This is a genomic window from Rhodoblastus acidophilus (assembly GCF_009720655.1).
Lineage (GTDB): Bacteria > Pseudomonadota > Alphaproteobacteria > Rhizobiales > Beijerinckiaceae > Rhodoblastus > Rhodoblastus acidophilus_A.
The window spans coordinates 291,585-307,444 of record NZ_WNKS01000001.1 but is presented as its reverse complement, the minus strand read 5'-3'; the positions used below and the strand labels follow the sequence as shown (position 1 = coordinate 307,444).

Sequence of the window (15,860 nt, the reverse complement as noted above, 5' to 3'; positions counted from 1 at the left end):
AGCATTGTGGAGAAACCCCGAAGGCCTGCTATGATCCCCTCGCTCACACCCGCTCCGCGGGACAGCGCCTTCCTTTGTGTGAACGGAGCCCGCCGTGGAGATTTTTGAGGCTGATGTCCTGATCATTGGCGCGGGCGGGGCCGGCCTGCGGGCGGCGATCGCCGCGGCGCAAGCCGACCCCTCGCTCACCATCGCGCTGGTGTCGAAAGTCCTGCCGATGCGCAGCCATACGGTGGCGGCCGAGGGCGGATCGGCCGGCGTCATCCAGGCGCACGATTCGCTGGAAAACCATTTCAACGACACGGTGCATGGCGGCGACTGGCTGTGCGAGCAGGATGTGGTGGAGTATTTCGTCAGCGAAGCCACGGCCGAGCTGATCCAGTTGGAGCACTGGGGTTGCCCCTGGAGCAGAAAGCCCAACGGCCAGATCAACGTGCGCGCCTTCGGCGGCATGAAGATCGAGCGCACCTGGTTCGCCGCCGACCGCACCGGCTTCCACATCCTCCACACCCTGTTCCAGACCTCGACCCATTATCCCTCGATCAAGCGATTCGACGAACATTTTTGTCTCGACCTGATCGTCGCCGACGGCCGCGCCCAGGGCGCGACGGTGCTGTCGCCCTCGACCGGCGCCTTCACCGCCATTTTCGCGCGCTCGGTGATTTTGGCGACCGGTGGCGCGGGACGCGTGTTCCGGCAGAACACCAATGGCGGCATCGTCACCGGCGACGGCATGGCGCTGGCGTTCCGGCACGGCGTGCCGCTGCGCGACATGGAATTCGTGCAATACCATCCGACCTGCATGCCCGGCTCCGGCATTCTGTTCACCGAAGCCTGTCGCGGCGAAGGCGGCTATCTCGTCAACAAGGACGGCTATCGCTATCTCCAGGATTACGGTCTCGGCCCGGTTACGACCGAGCCGCGCAACAAGACCATGGAGCTGGGGCCGCGCGACCGACTCAGCCAGGCGTTCTGGCAGGAGGAGCGCAAGGGCCGCACTTTTGTCACGCCGCAGGGCGAATCGGCGGTTTACCTCGACCTGCGCCATCTCGGGCGCGCCAAGCTGAAGGAGCGGCTGCCGCTGATCTTCGGCCTCGCCGAGGAATTCATGGGCCTCGATCCCGCGGAGACGCCGATCCCCGTGCGTCCCGCCGTGCATTACACCATGGGCGGCATCCTCACCGACATCAATACGGCCACGCCGCTGGCGGGATTGTTCGCGGCGGGCGAATGTTCGAGCGTCGGCATCCACGGCGCCAACCGGCTCGGTTCGAATTCCCTGGGGGAACTCACGGTGTTCGGACGCGTCGCGGGCCAGGAAGCCGTCAAATTCGCCCGGGGCGCGCCGGCGGTCGATCCCGCCCGCCTGGCCGATCAGGCCAAGGCGAGCATCGCCAAAGCCCTGTCGGTTCGCGACCGAAAAGGCGGCGGCGAACGCCATTCCGTCATCCGCAAGGAAATGGCGAGCACCATGGAAAAGGGCTGCGGCATTTACCGGCTGGGGCCGGAAATGCAGGAGACGTGTGAAAAACTCGCCGAACTCAAGCGCCGCGCGGAACACATCACGCTCGACGACCGCTCCGACATCTGGAACACCGACTGGCTCGCCGCGCTCGAACTCGGCTATCAGCTCGATGTCGCCGAGGCGATGGCGCATAGCGCGCTGCTGCGCAAAGAATCGCGCGGCGCGCACCAGCGTCTCGACGGATTCGAAAAGCGCGACGACGAACGATTCCTGGCCCACAGCCTCGCGCGTTATCGACCGGGCGCCGCGCCCGAAATTTCCTACGGGCCGGTCAAGATCACCAAGTCTCAGCCGGGCGAACGCGCCTATGGGGCGCGGGGCGAACAGCTTGAAAAGAAGGACGGGGCGCATGTCTGAACCCGTTAACGCCGAATCCGCCGTGCTGCAGAAAACATTCGAGCTGCGAATCCTGCGCTATACGCCGGGGCGCGACGAGGAGCCCGCTTTCGGCTCGTTCCAGGTGACGGGCGCGGAAGGCATGACAGTGCTGGAAGCGTTGCAGACCATCAAGGATACGTTGGACGGCACGCTGTCGTACCGCTGGTCCTGCCGCATGGCCGTGTGCGGAAGCTGCGGCATGATGATCAATGGAACGCCGCGACTCGCCTGCTCGACCTTGCTTCGCGATCTCCCGCCGGGCCCCGTCACCGTCGAGCCCCTGCAAAACTTCCCGATCGAGCGTGATCTGGTGATCAGCGTCGACGCCTTCGTGAAGAAGATCGAGAGCGTCTATCCTTATCTGATCCCGAAGGAGCAGAAGACCGTCGCGGAAGGACCGCATCTCCAGACTCCGGCCCAGATGGCCGCCTATGAGTCGTTCAGCGACTGCATCAATTGCATGCTGTGTTACGCCGCCTGTCCGCAATTCGGCGAAAACCCCGATTTCATCGGCCCCGGCGCCATGGCCATGCTGCAACGCTATAATGGCGATTCGCGCGACGGCGGCCGGCAAAAACGCCTCGACACGATCCATGGCGAGGACGGGGTTTGGTCCTGCACCGCCGTCGGCATCTGCTCGGAGGTCTGCCCAAAACAGGTGGACCCCGCCAACGCCGTCAACCAGAACAAGACCAACAGCGCCTTCGACTTCTTCCTGCGCTTCCTGAGAACGGAGCAGCCCCAATGAACGAGAGACGCCCCTACCGGCGGCCGATGCCGGGGAATTGGTGGGCCAAGCCGCCGTACCGCGCCTATACCGCGCGCGAGCTGAGCGGCGTCGCCGTCGCGGCTTATGGCGGCGTGCTGTTCGCGGGACTCCTGAGCCTTTCGCGTGGGCCGGAGAGTTGGGCGGGTTTCGTTGATTTCCTCAAGAGCCCGGCGTCGCTGCTGCTGCATGTGCTGCTGCTGGCGGCGGTTATTTTTCACGTGATCACGTGGTTCCAGACTCTTCCAAAAACGATGCCGAAAATGATCGTCAACGGCGAAGCGGTTCCGCCGAAAAAGATCACGCGGATCGCCACCATTTTCGCCGGCGCGATGTCGCTGGCCCTGGTGTTTTTTGTGCTGGGGGCGGCCCAATGACTTTTAGCACGCGAGAAATCCAAAAACGCAGCATATCGCCGATCTTCTGGCTGCTGTTCGGCGCAGGCGGCATGCTTTCGGCTCTGTTCGGACCCGCCCTCATCCTCATCACCGGCATTTTGGCGCCGACGGGAACGGGCCTGCCCGAAAACTTTTTGAGCTACGACGCCGCGCTCGCCTTCGCGCGAAATCCGCTGGGTAAACTGGTCCTGCTGGCGTTGATCGCGCTGTTCTTCTGGCACGGCGCCGAGCGGGTTTTTCTCACGCTCAAGGACATGAAGGCAGGGTCGAGCCTTGTCCTGAAACTCGGAACCTATGGCGTCGCGGCTTTGGTGAGCGTGGCGACGATTTTGTTGCTTCTGGCGATCGGGTTCTGACCCGCGCGTGTGACGTCCGGCCTTGCGCCGGGCGTCCACGCCAGCCCGCGAGGCCAAAAACCGCATTTTGGTGAAAAGTGAAAACGAATCCCCCCCGGTTGACAAACGCGAAATTTTTGTTCTTGTTATGTTCCACGTGAAACATTTTTGCGTAAACTGTTGAATCATATCGACCTTATTCGACGCCTGCCGAACCCGCCACACCCCGGCCGCCGCAACAACCTCTGAGTTGCACACACGAAAACGGACGTCTTTTGCGCGTTTTTCGCACGAAAATGCAAGAAACAACGCGATTTCCGATCACTTTTTTCGTGCTGATTTCAACCTTTAGTGGAAATTTCTGGGAAACAGGTTCTCGCGCTCCAGTGAACAGCGCCAAAAAAAGACCGCAGAAATGCTTTGGGCGCCAGTCGGGAATCGGCGGGAAGCGGGCGTAGGCTGAGTGTAATAAATGGCGCACAGAGCTGTCGTTCTTGAACTTTGTCCCTAGCGATCCCCTTTCCTGTCGCGAGTGGCGGCGTTAAACGTCCTCACCCCGCATTATCGCTTCCAAGAATGCCAAGCGATCGAGCGCAGGAGCCAGTGCATCGCGCCCGCGCCGCCAAAGCCTAATGAAGCTCCACAATGCTGGGCAAAAGCACAGTCCACTAAGCAAGATTGCCGTCCATACATTGAGTTCAGCATCGGGACAGAACGATGCGACGACAAGCACCATCAATAGAAGACCGCCAACTGAAAAGTTGATCTTTGTTAGCTTTTTAAATTCATTAAAGTGCTGAATCCTGCATATTTTAATAGAAGTTCTGATACCATTTAGCTTATCAATTAACTCATCTACCTTTATTTCTAGCTCAGTTTTATTTTTTTTATTAAGAAATTCATAGAAATAAAAACCACGCTTATTATCAATGTATTTCGATTTGCAATCTTTCAACCACGCCTCCACTTCGGCGATTCGCCCGGCGATTGGCTGAAGCTGAATTTCATTAAGCATACTGAAAAATGCAGTTCCGGCATGAATGCCTACGCCAAGCTGGACAAGTGATTCAAAATCGCTCAGCTTCATTGTGCCCGCTCATTATCGACGATTCGATCTATGTCGCATTTTAACGCATCGGTTTTCAAAGCCGTACTAGAAGCGCGAAACCAAACAATCAAATCGATTGCCGCGCGTCTTGAACAGCACGAATCCGATCTCGCGGAGCAACTACGTTCGGACGAAGGACCAAAACGTAGCACGCTGGCCGCAATGGCGCGTGAGCTTGCCGTGCCCACATTCGTCTTTTACATGGACGAAGCGCCACCATTAAGGGCAGCGATTCCTGATTTCAGATTAGAAACGCCGACATTCAGAGCGAATTCTAGGGAAACACTAGAAGCGATTGAAGTCGCGAGACGCGTTCAAGAGATTGCAATTGAAAACAAAGCGCTGTGCTCGCTTGATGTTGAAGGGCAACTAACGCCGTTTAATGTTATCGCATTCGCAAAACAAGTGCGCAAATACCTTAAAATAACAGCGCTTGACCAAAAAAATGCGAAGGATGCTCGCGCGTTCTACTATATATGCCGACAAAAAATTGAGGCGAATGGGGTTTTTGTTCTCCAAGATTCGTTCCCATCCGAAGAGGGAAGTGGATTCTGTCTATCGGACAAGCGCGCGCCCGTAATTGTGGTGAATACGAAAAACCAGAATGCATCAAGGCGACTCTTCACCCTAATTCATGAACTCGCCCACGTCATACTGGCGCAGACTGGGATATCTGATCCCTTCATTCGAAGAAATCCTGTGGAGGCTTTGTGTAACCGATTTGCGGCTGCGTTTTTGTTGCCAAAAAGTCTATGCGACGAGGTCGCTGCCGATCTTGGCATTTCACAAACAGCGGATCGAGACACAGTCGCTCGTGCGGCCAAGAAATTGAAGGCAAGCCAGCAGGCAACAGTATTACGCTTCGAGCAATTAGCTATCTTGGATAAGGGAAGCTATATCAATTGGCTTTCTCTGGTTCGTGCAAGCGGAAATCCCGATTACATAACTCAGGGCTTTGGTATTGGTCGTCGAGCACCGGAAGAAAAATTCAAATTAGCCAAATACGGATTTTGTTTCGCCAAGGTCTTTTCACGCGCATTATCGAGAGGAGATGTTTCGCCTATCGAGATTTACCGTGCCTGTGGGCTGAAACCGAAATGGCAAAGGCCATATTTTGAATTAGCATCAACAGCGTTGCCCACCGATATGGAGGATTGAACTCCATGTCGCGCACCGCCAGCAAGCCTTCATATTATGTTGCTGACTGTGAAGCACTGCTTCACGTCGCAACCACTACAAAGAATTCCGTTAAAAGTGCCGCCCTACACATGCTAAGCAATGGCGCTATTCGCGTTCCAACTCAAGTATGGGACGAATTTACGCAAGCTTTTGAGGACGAAGCGGAATTGTTAAAAGAGTCTGTAAGTGGAAATATCACAAAGATAAAAAACAGCGTTAGTTACGATGCAGCCACGGCGTCGCTCGTGACGAAGTCAAACTCGGGCTTTCGGATGGACCCATACGGAAATAGCAACTGGGCGGCAGGAGCGGTCGCATCCGTCGAAAAAGTGGGATTGTTCACGCACGGGGCATCAAACATGGCTTTTTACAAAAAGGTCACTACCTGCACTGTGCTGGAAATTGACGATATTGGCAGCATTTGAAGCGCTCCCAGTTTAATCGGTGCCGCGTTGGTTGCGGACGGCTTTGATGGGGGCTACATGCGCGCGAATAATCCCGACGTCAAGTTTGATGGCGCATCAGAATTCCAAAAAGAGCTGGTCGAAGGACGAGTGCGGAGGGAAATGATCTGTCCGTGTGGGATTATTAACTCGGCGAATGACCGGTTACCCTGTTACTACAGTCGGCCATTATCAAGGCTGGATATCCGTTCAGAGCCGGACTCGGCCTTTCGCGCGGCATGTCATCGCGCCGCCAGGACTTGACCCCGCGCTACGCCCTTACGGCTCGCGAAATGGGCACGCACTCTCCCGGCGACATCAATGCGGCGCCCAACCTCTCCCCGCGAGCGGGGCAAGGATCGAGGCTCCCGGAAAAATGCGCCCTATTCCGCGATCCACGGAATGAGCGCAGTCTCCGTCAGCGCCCGCGGTCCCGCGCGCAAAAAGGCGCGGATTTCCGCTGAAACACCGGGATCGGTCTGCACGTCGATCATGGCTCTAAAACCCTGGACGTGCGGGTTGGGCGCGATAAACGTGCGCAACACTTTTGCGCGTGACGCCGTGGCCGAAACCTCGACCTGGCTGGGATCGGTGAGGTAATAGCCGAGGTCGCCGCCGGCAAAATCGAGGATGAAGCGCCGCGAACCCACGCCCACCTGCTCCGACGAGCCCAGCGCCTTGGGAACCGTCTTCCACAGATTGACCAGCCGCCCGTTGGGCGAGAGATCGGGCGCCTCGAACAGCGAGCGGATGCGGTAGGAGTAATAAAACGGCTTTCCCGCTTCCGGCCGGTTCTGCGGGGTCCAGTAGGCGACGATGTTGTCCGCCGTCTCGTCCTTGGTCGCCAGCTCCAGCAGTTCGATGCGGCCCTCGCCCCAGTCGCCGTGCGGCTCGACAAAATAGGTCGGGCGCGTCTCGTAGGACAGCTCGATGTCCTGGTAGCGGTCAAAATTGCGGTCGCGCTGGACGAGGCCAAACCCCTTGATCGACTTGTCCTCGAAGGTCGACATGCCGCCGATGCGGGGCGCGCGCAGCGGCCGCCAGATCCACTCGCCGACGCCGGTGTGCATGAGCAGGCCGTCGGAATCGTGCAGCTCCTGCCGGTATTCCTCGGGCGGGCGCGGGCTGTCCTCGCCGGTGAAGAACATCGAGGTCAGCGGCGCGAGACCGAATTTCACGTCGGGGCGGCGCGGGATGATCGCCGCCGTCACTTCCACGACGCTTTCGACGCCGGGGTAGAGGTCGAAGCGGAAGGCGCCGGTCACGGAAGCGCTGTCGAGCAGCGCGTAGATCGTCCCCCGCTCAGCCCCCTCCGACACGTCGATCCAGAACTCGCGGAACAGCGGAAATTCCTCGTCGTCTCCACCGGTATTGACGGACAGGCCGCGCGCGGAAAGGCCATAGGATTGGCCGCGACCCAGGAAACGGAAGTAAGTGGCGCCGAGGAAGGAGACGAGTTCGTCATTGCCCTTGGCGGAATTGAGCGGGTAGTGCAGCCGGAAGCCCGCAAAACCGAGGTTCACCGGCAGATTGTGGTCGAACTTGTTGCGGCCGTAGTCGAACAGGTTCGCCGAATAGGGAATGGGCGTGGCGATGCCGTCGCGGATGGTGTTGACCACCACGGGGCGCGTGTAGATGAAGCCGGGATGGAACAATTGCAGGCGGAAGGGCCCGACGTTCAGCGGCGATTTTTCCGCCTTGAAGCGAATGTCGCGATAGGAGTCGAAATCGAGTTTGCCCAGGGCTTCCGGCAGTTTCGGCGGCATGGCGTCGTAAGGCGCGGCTGCCAGTTCCTTGGCGCGCTTGAGCACGTCTTCGAAATTGAACTTTTGCGGCTGCGGCGGCTGGCCCTTCTCCGAAGGTCCTGGCTGGGCATAGGCGGGCTTCGCCAAAGCCGGCGGCGCCAGCGCGGCGGCGCCGGAGGCGGCGAGAACGCTGAGGACGAAGCGGCGGTCAAGGGAGGGCATGTTCGACTCGGGGGGCAAAACAAGACTATGGCCTTGCTGGTAGCGAGCTTTTCGGCGTTCGGCAAGGCGTTGGCGCCCGCACCGGACGCCTGGGGATTACATTTTATCCATGCTGCTTATTGATGCAGCGCGCCCGAACCGCGCGGCCTGCGAAAGAGTTGCGACCGCGGCGTTTTTTCCCTTGCATTCCCGCGCATTTGGACTATTTCTCCGCTTGCCCAAATCGCACGTGCCTGTGGTTGCGCGTCGGTTGCAAAACCGGCGGCCGGATGCGAACCGGCGGACCCCTCGGGGGATCGTGACTTGAAGCAACGACGGACCGGGCTTTTTCGTCTCTGTCGGCCTCCAAAGCCGACGTACCGAAGAGGCTTGTCTCTCTTGCCGCACGTGCGGAAGTCCCTTCCGCTCACGGCGCAGCACCGGGTTTTTCGCTAGGAAAACCCTGGATGGCTCAAGCAACGGTTCGTTCGCGTCTCCATCGCGCGGGCGGACACGACTTGGACTCATCCGCTCGAAGTTGGTCTGTGGCGCGCTCTAGCGCCCTTCGAAGGGATGCCGCGATGCATGAACTGTCCCACTTCCCGAGATCGCGACGATGGCGATGCGCGCGACGATTCGCGCCATCGCAAGGCCACACCCGCTCTCGCTGAGCCCCCGATCTGAGTCTTCAGTTCGCGTGACGCCTCCTCCCGCCGGCTTTCGGGCCGTCGGCGCGCACTCTCGACCCCGTGGAGGTCACCATGCATCCGCTCCCCCGGCCCCAACAGGGCGAAATCCTGATCCGGGACGAAGTCCCGCGCGATGTCTTTGCCCGCGAAGTCCTCCTGGACAAGGCGTTCGGCCTCAACCGCGCCCGCAAGTCCAGCGAACGGCTGCGCGAAAACCGCCTGCCGTCCGAGGGCTTCGCCTTCACCGCCATGCGCGACAATGTGCTGGTCGGCACGCTGCGGCTGTGGGACATCGAGACCGGCGACGGCCGCAAAGCCCTGCTGCTCGGCCCGATCGCCATTTCCGCTTCGATGCGCTCGCAGGGTCTCGGTGGCCAGATGATCCGCATGGCCCTGCAAAAGGCCGCGGCGTCAGGCCATGACGCGGTGATCCTGGTCGGCGACGAGCCGTATTACCGGAAATTCGGCTTCTCCGTCGCCCATATGGAGGCGCTGGACATGCCCGGCCCGGTGGACAAGGCGCGTTTTCTCGGACTGGAGTTGCGCGAGGGCGCGCTCGAAGGGGCGTCTGGCGTCCTGCGCCCGGCGGGACGACCGGCGCCGGTCGCGTCGCGCCGCAAGGCGGCCTGAGCAGACCCACGCGCCAAACTGTCACAAACCTGTGCAAAAGGGGCGAAGGCTGGCGTTTGACTCCAGCCTTCGCCTTTGCCATCAAGCCGGCAAACTTTCCCGCACAAGGACGAAAAATGACCAAATCGCCCATCCACGGCCGCATCAGCGGCCCGATCGTGATGATCGGCTTCGGCTCCATCGGCAAGGGCGCCCTGCCCCTGATCGAGCGGCATTTCGAATTCGACCACGCCCGGCTGACCGTCATCGATCCGTCCGACGCCGACCGCAAGCTGGTGGACGAGCGCGGCTATGACTTCGTCCACAGCGCCGTCACCAAGGACAATTATCGCGAATTGCTCACGCCCCTGCTGACCAACGGCGGCGGCCAGGGCTTTTGCGTCAACCTGTCCGTCGACACCTCCTCGGTGGCGATCATGGAGCTGTGCCGCGAAATCGGCGCGCTCTACATCGACACCGTGGTCGAGCCCTGGGCCGGCTTCTATTTCGACAAGACGCTCGGCGCGGGCGACCGCACCAATTATGCGCTGCGCGAGACCCTGCTGAAGTCCAAGCGCGAAAATCCCGGCGGCCCCACCGCCATTTCCACCTGCGGTGCGAACCCCGGCATGGTGTCCTGGTTCGTCAAGCAAGGTCTTGTGAACCTCGCCAAGGATCTGGGCGACACCGCGCCCGAGCCGAAGACGCGCGAAGAGTGGGCCGCGCTCGCGCAGCGTCTCGGCGTCAAGGGCATCCACATCGCCGAACGCGACACCCAGCGCGCCCGCAATCCAAAACCGCGCGGCGTTTTCGTCAACACCTGGTCGGTCGAGGGTTTTGTCTCCGAAGGCATGCAGCCCGCCGAACTCGGCTGGGGCACGCACGAAAAATGGATGCCCGAGAACGGCCGCACGCACCAGACCGGCTGCGGCGCCGCCATCTACCTGCTGCAGCCCGGCGCCAATACGCGCGTGCGCTCATGGGCGCCGACTCCCGGCGCGCAATACGGCTTCCTCGTCACCCACAACGAGTCCATTTCGATTTCGGACTATTACACGGTGCGCGGCGCCAAGGGCGAGGCGGTCTATCGCCCGACCTGCCATTACGCCTATCATCCCGCGGATGACGCGGTTCTGTCGCTTCATGAAATGTTCGGCGCCGGCGGCGTGGTGCAGGAGCAGCATCACATTCTCGACGAGCACGAGATCGTCGACGGCATCGACGAACTCGGCGTTCTGCTGTTCGGCCACGCCAAGGGCGCCTATTGGTACGGCTCGCAGCTTTCGGTGGAAGAGACCCGGCAATTGTGCCCCTACCAGAACGCCACGGGCCTGCAGGTCTCGTCGGCCGTGCTCGCGGGCATGGTCTACGCGCTGGAAAACCCTGATGCCGGCATCCTCGAAGCCGACGAACTCGACTACAAGCGCTGCCTCGAAGTCCAGACCCCCTATCTGGGTCCGGTTGTCGGCGTCTACACGGACTGGACCCCGCTCAAGGGACGTCCTGGGTTCTTCCCCGACGACATCGACGAAAGCGATCCCTGGCAGTTCCGCAACATCCTGGTTCGCTAAATTTTTCGCGCCGGGCCCAGCCCGGCGCGCCCGCCATAAAAGGCGAAAGCCCATGTCTGTCGATCGCCTCAAGCCCGCGCTGGAAACCGGCCTTCCCGGCTGCGTCTGGGTCCTTCGTTTCGACGCCTCCGGCCATGCCGAACCGGGGACGGCCGACGACCTGCGCGCCCTGGGCGAGCACCCGGCCGAGGACGCGCCGCCCCAAAGTTTTATTTGGGCGCATCTCGACCACGTCGACCGCCGCATCGACGACATCCTCCGGCATATCGCCGCCCTGACGCAGGAGGCGCGCGACGCCCTCAGCGGGCAGGTCGACCACCAGTTCGTGGAGCGCGCCGACGGCGTCGTTTCCGGCGCCATCATCGACCATCAGATCGACATCAACGGCGCGCGTCTGGATTCTGACTTTCTGCGCTTCGCCTGCGGCCGCGGTTTTCTCATCACCGCGCGGCGGGCGGCGCTCTATTCGGCGCAGACCACGCGGCGCGCGCTGGCCCAGGGCGCCAAGGCCGCGTCCCCCGCACAACTCCTCGAAATGCTGGCGTCGCACATCTGCGACTGCACACTCAAAATGTGTCGCTCCATCGCCAAGACCCTCGACCAGATCGAGGACAATGTCGTGATCGAAGGGCGCGGACGCGACCAGCGCGCCGGCCTTGGCCGGGCGCGGCGCCAGGCGGTGCGCATGGCGCGGCAGGTAAGCGGCCTGCATTCGACCTTCGAGCGCATGGAGGAGGAGGCCGACGAACACCAGGATGAGGAATTCGCCGCGATCGCCTCGGGCCTGGGCCAGCGCGCCGGCTCGCTGACGCGCGACGTCAACAACCTCCAGGATCGCGCCCGCATGTTGCAGGACGAGATCAACGCTATCCTGACGCTGGAGACCAACGACCGCCTCTATGTGCTGACCCTGGTCACCGCCGTGCTGCTGCCGGCGACTTTTGTGACCGGCTACTTCGGCATGAACACCAAGAGCCTGATGTTCTCCGAAAGCGACAACGGCACGCTTTACGCGACCCTGCTGTGCATCGTGGCGGCGGCGAGCACGCTGGTGATGCTGATGCGCTGGGGCCTCGCCGCGCCCGAGGCCAAATCCGAGAGGACCAGGTCCGACAAGACCGCCCGGCGCGGCTGAGACCGCCAGCCGAAACGTTCGCCGCCGCGCATTTTTTGGCGTCGGACGTCCCGATTCGGGGCGGGGGCCGCTTCGCCACGGCCTTTTCCGCTCACCCTTTTGAACCTCGCCGTCACCCTGCTGCTGTGGGGGTCGCACATGGCGATTCGCGCCTGTCTCGCCGCGCGCAACAGCGATCCCGCCGAGGCCAGCGCGCTACGGTTGAACCTCGTGCGCGGCGCAAAACACGTCAACGGCCACGTCATCGCCGCCGCCTGTCCGATCCTCGACCGGCGCGGCGCGCTTTTGGCGACCCGGAGCGCCGCAGACGCGCTTTGAAGCGCGGAAGGCCTTGCGCGCCTTGAAGCGCGGAAGGTCTTGACGCAGCTTACGCTCGGCATTTAGGCAATTCGCGCCCTTCGCATATCAATTAGGCCAATTCAGCGTTGTTTGAACAAAATTTAGGCGCCACAGCCTCTCGCAAGGCATTTAAGCTAGGCCGAAGCGCGGGGATCACGGCGACACGAGCGGCGCCGTCCTTGCAACACGATGATTTTCCGAGGGCGATTCGGCCAATGTCCCAGGGCTTTTTCGACGAGATGACCAATGGCGCGGCGGACCCGCGCGCCATCTACAGCGGTGTGGCGAACTGGCTGCGCGCCGCCCCGCCCGAAATTCTCGACGCCCGCCGCGATCAGGCCGAACTGCTGTTTCGAAAAATCGGCATCACTTTCGCCGTCTATGGCGAAAAGGACGCGGCCGAGCGCCTCATTCCCTTCGACATCATCCCCCGCCTGCTCGGCGGCGACGAATGGGCGCGGCTCGAAGCCGGCCTGATCCAGCGCGTCAAGGCGCTGAACATGTTTTTGACCGACATCTACGGCCGCCAGGAGATCCTCAAGGCGGGCATCGTCCCGCCCGACCTCATCTTCCGCAACGAATGCTACCGGCCGGAAATGCAGGGCCATCGCGCCCCGCACGACATCTGGACCCATATCGCCGGGATCGACATCGTCCGCGTCGACGACGAGGATTTTTATGTCCTCGAAGACAATTGCCGCACCCCCTCCGGCGTGTCCTACATGCTGGAAAACCGCGAGATGATGATGCGGTTGTTGCCGGGCCTGTTCGCCGACCACGCCGTTCTTCCCGTGGACAATTATCCCGACAATCTCCTGGCTTCGCTGCGCTCGGCGGCGCCGCCCCATTGCGCCGACGATCCGCGCATCGTCATCCTCACGCCCGGTCAGTTCAACTCGGCCTATTACGAGCATTCGTTCCTGGCCGACAAGCTCGGCGTCGAACTGGTCGAGGGCCGCGACCTCACCGTGCGCGACGACATCGTCTACATGAAGACCACCGAGGGCGAAAAACGCGTCGACGTGATCTACCGCCGCGTCGACGACGATTTCATCGATCCGCTGGTGTTCCGTCCGGACTCCGTGCTGGGCGCGGCCGGTCTCATGGGCGCCTATCTCGCCGGCAATGTCACGCTCGCCAATGCGCCGGGCGCCGGCGTCGCCGACGACAAGGCCGTTTACACCTACATGCCCGACATCATCCGTTTTTACCTGGGCGAAGAGGCGAAGCTGAAGAACGTCGCCACATGGCGCTGCCGCGAACAGGACGCGCTCAAATATGTGCTGGAGCACCTGTCCGAACTCGTGGTCAAGGAGGTCAACGGCTCCGGCGGCTATGGCATGCTGGTGGGACCGCACGCCAGCAAGGAGCAGATCGAAACCTTCCGGCAGAAGCTGCTCAGCGATCCCGACGGTTTTATCGCGCAACCCACCCTGTCGCTGTCGACCTGCCCCACCTCATTCACCGGCGGCGTGGCGCCGCGCCATGTCGACTTGCGCCCCTTCGTGCTCTCCGGCGCGGACGGCGTGCGCATCGTGCCCGGCGGCCTCACCCGCGTGGCGCTGAAAGAGGGCTCGCTCGTGGTCAATTCCAGCCAGGGCGGCGGCACCAAGGACACCTGGGTTTTGGCGACCAACGCGAAATAGGATCAACAATGCTCGCCCGCACCGCCGACAACATTTATTGGGTTTCGCGCTATCTGGAGCGCGCCGACTTTTTGGCGCGCCTGATCGAAGCGTCAAATCGCATCTCCGCCCTGCCCACCACCTACGCCGCCAAGCAGGACGAATGGACGAGCGTTTTGATTGCCTCCGGCGCCGACGAAACCTTTCCAGATCATTTCGACACCGCCAACGAGGCCAATGTCATCGCCTATCTGGCGTTTGACGACCGAAATCTCTCCAGCATCCGCAATTGCATCGAATTCGCCCGCACCAACGCCCGCGCCGTGCGCACCGCGCTCACGGTGGAAATGTGGGAGCACATCAACAGCGCCTGGATCAAGCTCAAGGCGTTCGAGCAGAAGCACAGCGACCCCACGGCCATCGACCGCGAGGCTCTCATCGGCTTCCTCGACTTCGTCAAGGAGACGTCGAGCCTCTATGACGGCTTCGGCTACCGCACCATGCTGCGCAACGACATCTATTATTTCGCGCGGCTCGGCGTGTCTCTGGAGCGCGCGGACAACACCGCGCGCGTGCTCGACGTCAAATATCAGCTCCTGCTGCCGGAGCACGAACCGCTCGGCGGCTCCGTCGACTATTTCCAGTGGAGCGCCATCCTGCGCTCCGTTTCAGCGCTGACCGCCTATCACTGGGTCTATCGCGAGAGCATCAAGCCGTGGAATGTCGCTGATTTGCTCATCCTGCGCCAGGAAATGCCACGATCGCTCATCCATTGCACCAGCGAGGTGGTGCGCTGGCTGGACGCGATCGGCAACCAGTACGGTCGCCATGGCAATGCGCAGCGCCAGGCGCGCACCATCCAGCGCAAGCTGGAGAGCGCCTCGATCAAGGAGATTTTCCAGTCCGGCCTGCATGAATTCGTCGACGGCTTCATCACCGACAACAACGGCCTCGCCAAAGCCATAGCCGAACAATATCTCCTCGGATAAGGTGCGACCATGCGCGCGCGAGTGACCCTGCAAATCGAAGTAGCCTTTTCCGAACCGGTGCGCTCGGCGAACACGCTTTTGCGGCTGACGCCGCGCCCATTCGACGGCCTGCATGTGCTCGACTGGTTCGTCGGCGTGGAGCCCGTGGCGACCCTGCGCCGCATCGAGGACGGTTACGGCAACATGTCGCATAGCTGCTCGCATGCGGGGCCGCTGGAGCGAATCGCCATCACGGCGGAAGGCCAGGTCGAGACCCAGGACGCGGCGGGCGTTTCGCGCGGGTTGCATGAGAAGCAGCCGCTCGACCTTTTCCTGCGCCATTCCCACGATGGACCGGGCGAAGAGATCACAGCCTTCGCCAAATCGGTCAGCGGAGCGGACCGCCTGAGTCGCCTGCACCTGCTGATGGGCGCCCTGCATGACCGAATCGCCTTCGCGCCGACGGACTCGGCGCCGCGCGCCGCGGCGGCGGTTTTCGCTGAGGGCAAGGGCTGCGCGCGCGAAATCGCCCAGATCTTCGTCACGGCGGCGCGGTCGCAAAACATCCCGGCGCGTTTCGTCTCCGGCCTGTTGCTCGACGGCGCCGAAGGCGCCGCCTTTCACGCCTGGGCGGAAGCGCATGTCGACGGCATCGGCTGGATCGCTTTCGATGGCGCGCTGGGTTTTTGCCCGCGCGACGTCCATTTGCGCCTCGCCCACGGCGTCGATTACTGGAGCGCGGCGCCCTGGCGCCAGGCCTTTTCCGGCTATGCGGACCAGAAGGTCGAGACGCGCCTGAAAGTGACCGCCGCCCGGCAGGCCAGCTGGCAGACCCAGCAGTAGCGC

General features: G+C 61.6%; 15 protein-coding genes. 13 read left to right on the top strand and 2 right to left on the bottom strand.

The annotated features are described in order from the left end of the window. Positions 1-94: 94 nt before the first annotated feature. From frdA to frdD, 4 genes are read left to right on the top strand one after another with little or no spacing between them, the layout of a single operon-like run. A complete protein-coding gene (gene frdA / locus GJ654_RS01420; RefSeq protein ID WP_264586082.1) occupies positions 95-1,882 on the top strand; it encodes a fumarate reductase (quinol) flavoprotein subunit in 1,788 nt (595 codons plus the stop codon). Then, positions 1,875-2,651 carry a succinate dehydrogenase/fumarate reductase iron-sulfur subunit gene (locus GJ654_RS01415; RefSeq protein WP_155444304.1) on the top strand — a complete coding sequence of 259 codons (777 nt, stop codon included), beginning with the start codon at positions 1,875-1,877 and terminating at the stop codon, positions 2,649-2,651. The genes frdA and GJ654_RS01415 overlap by 8 nt, the downstream gene beginning before the upstream one ends. Next, positions 2,648-3,046, top strand: a complete 399-nt coding sequence (locus tag GJ654_RS01410; protein ID WP_155444303.1) for a fumarate reductase subunit C — start codon at positions 2,648-2,650, stop codon at positions 3,044-3,046. Before GJ654_RS01415 ends, GJ654_RS01410 begins: the two co-directional genes overlap by 4 nt. After that, on the top strand, positions 3,043-3,423 hold the full coding sequence (frdD, locus tag GJ654_RS01405) for a fumarate reductase subunit FrdD (RefSeq protein ID WP_155444302.1): 381 nt from the start codon (positions 3,043-3,045) through the stop codon (positions 3,421-3,423). Before GJ654_RS01410 ends, frdD begins: the two co-directional genes overlap by 4 nt. 520 nt (positions 3,424-3,943) lie before the next feature. Here frdD and GJ654_RS01400 read toward each other — a convergent pair. Further along, positions 3,944-4,489 carry a hypothetical protein gene (locus tag GJ654_RS01400; protein WP_155444301.1) on the bottom strand — a complete coding sequence of 182 codons (546 nt, stop codon included), beginning with the start codon at positions 4,487-4,489 and terminating at the stop codon, positions 3,944-3,946. Between the two features lie 30 nt (positions 4,490-4,519). On the opposite strand from GJ654_RS01400, the gene GJ654_RS01395 reads away from it, so the two are divergent. Together GJ654_RS01395 and GJ654_RS01390 are read left to right on the top strand one after the other, a co-directional pair. After that, the gene (locus tag GJ654_RS01395) at positions 4,520-5,668 is read left to right on the top strand and encodes an ImmA/IrrE family metallo-endopeptidase (RefSeq protein ID WP_155444300.1); all 1,149 of its coding nucleotides are present in this window, start codon (positions 4,520-4,522) and stop codon (positions 5,666-5,668) included. Between the two features lie 5 nt (positions 5,669-5,673). Further along, entirely contained in the window at positions 5,674-6,114 is a 441-nt protein-coding gene (locus GJ654_RS01390; protein ID WP_155444299.1) for a hypothetical protein, read from the top strand. 401 nt (positions 6,115-6,515) lie between these two features. Here the strand turns inward: GJ654_RS01390 and GJ654_RS01385 are convergent, their stop codons facing one another. Continuing rightward, complete coding sequence (locus tag GJ654_RS01385) at positions 6,516-8,099, bottom strand: glucan biosynthesis protein (protein WP_155444298.1); 1,584 nt, start codon at positions 8,097-8,099, stop codon at positions 6,516-6,518. Between the two features lie 740 nt (positions 8,100-8,839). On the opposite strand from GJ654_RS01385, the gene GJ654_RS01380 reads away from it, so the two are divergent. The 7 genes from GJ654_RS01380 (at position 8,840) to GJ654_RS01350 (ending at position 15,857) form a co-directional block, all read left to right on the top strand. Further along, complete coding sequence (locus tag GJ654_RS01380; RefSeq protein ID WP_155444297.1) at positions 8,840-9,397, top strand: GNAT family N-acetyltransferase; 558 nt, start codon at positions 8,840-8,842, stop codon at positions 9,395-9,397. 116 nt (positions 9,398-9,513) lie between these two features. Beyond that, positions 9,514-10,947 (top strand): homospermidine synthase, encoded by a 1,434-nt coding sequence (locus GJ654_RS01375; protein ID WP_155444296.1) that lies wholly within the window; start codon positions 9,514-9,516, stop codon positions 10,945-10,947. Between the two features lie 52 nt (positions 10,948-10,999). Next, positions 11,000-12,082: a CorA family divalent cation transporter gene (locus GJ654_RS01370; RefSeq protein ID WP_155444295.1), complete on the top strand. Its 1,083-nt coding sequence runs from the start codon at positions 11,000-11,002 to the stop codon at positions 12,080-12,082. Between the two features lie 99 nt (positions 12,083-12,181). Next, positions 12,182-12,400 (top strand): hypothetical protein, encoded by a 219-nt coding sequence (locus GJ654_RS01365; protein ID WP_155444294.1) that lies wholly within the window; start codon positions 12,182-12,184, stop codon positions 12,398-12,400. A 236-nt stretch (positions 12,401-12,636) separates the two neighbouring features. Next, the gene (locus GJ654_RS01360; RefSeq protein WP_155444293.1) at positions 12,637-14,067 is read left to right on the top strand and encodes a circularly permuted type 2 ATP-grasp protein; all 1,431 of its coding nucleotides are present in this window, start codon (positions 12,637-12,639) and stop codon (positions 14,065-14,067) included. 8 nt (positions 14,068-14,075) lie between these two features. Beyond that, positions 14,076-15,035, top strand: a complete 960-nt coding sequence (locus GJ654_RS01355) for an alpha-E domain-containing protein (RefSeq protein WP_155444292.1) — start codon at positions 14,076-14,078, stop codon at positions 15,033-15,035. 9 nt (positions 15,036-15,044) lie between these two features. Continuing rightward, on the top strand, positions 15,045-15,857 hold the full coding sequence (locus tag GJ654_RS01350) for a transglutaminase family protein (protein WP_155444291.1): 813 nt from the start codon (positions 15,045-15,047) through the stop codon (positions 15,855-15,857). Positions 15,858-15,860 lie beyond the last annotated feature (3 nt).

What these genes read in the sequence shown, in the direction of transcription:
- GJ654_RS01415 (WP_155444304.1), top strand. Translation starts at nt 1,875, where the DNA reads ATGTCTGAACCCGTTAACGCCGAATCCGCCGTGCTGCAGAAAACATTC.
- GJ654_RS01410 (WP_155444303.1), top strand. Translation starts at nt 2,648, where the DNA reads ATGAACGAGAGACGCCCCTACCGGCGGCCGATGCCGGGGAATTGGTGG.
- frdD (WP_155444302.1), top strand. Translation starts at nt 3,043, where the DNA reads ATGACTTTTAGCACGCGAGAAATCCAAAAACGCAGCATATCGCCGATC.
- GJ654_RS01400 (WP_155444301.1), bottom strand. Translation starts at nt 4,489, where the DNA reads ATGAAGCTGAGCGATTTTGAATCACTTGTCCAGCTTGGCGTAGGCATT.
- GJ654_RS01395 (WP_155444300.1), top strand. Translation starts at nt 4,520, where the DNA reads ATGTCGCATTTTAACGCATCGGTTTTCAAAGCCGTACTAGAAGCGCGA.
- GJ654_RS01390 (WP_155444299.1), top strand. Translation starts at nt 5,674, where the DNA reads ATGTCGCGCACCGCCAGCAAGCCTTCATATTATGTTGCTGACTGTGAA.
- GJ654_RS01385 (WP_155444298.1), bottom strand. Translation starts at nt 8,099, where the DNA reads ATGCCCTCCCTTGACCGCCGCTTCGTCCTCAGCGTTCTCGCCGCCTCC.
- GJ654_RS01380 (WP_155444297.1), top strand. Translation starts at nt 8,840, where the DNA reads ATGCATCCGCTCCCCCGGCCCCAACAGGGCGAAATCCTGATCCGGGAC.
- GJ654_RS01375 (WP_155444296.1), top strand. Translation starts at nt 9,514, where the DNA reads ATGACCAAATCGCCCATCCACGGCCGCATCAGCGGCCCGATCGTGATG.
- GJ654_RS01370 (WP_155444295.1), top strand. Translation starts at nt 11,000, where the DNA reads ATGTCTGTCGATCGCCTCAAGCCCGCGCTGGAAACCGGCCTTCCCGGC.
- GJ654_RS01360 (WP_155444293.1), top strand. Translation starts at nt 12,637, where the DNA reads ATGTCCCAGGGCTTTTTCGACGAGATGACCAATGGCGCGGCGGACCCG.
- GJ654_RS01355 (WP_155444292.1), top strand. Translation starts at nt 14,076, where the DNA reads ATGCTCGCCCGCACCGCCGACAACATTTATTGGGTTTCGCGCTATCTG.
- GJ654_RS01350 (WP_155444291.1), top strand. Translation starts at nt 15,045, where the DNA reads ATGCGCGCGCGAGTGACCCTGCAAATCGAAGTAGCCTTTTCCGAACCG.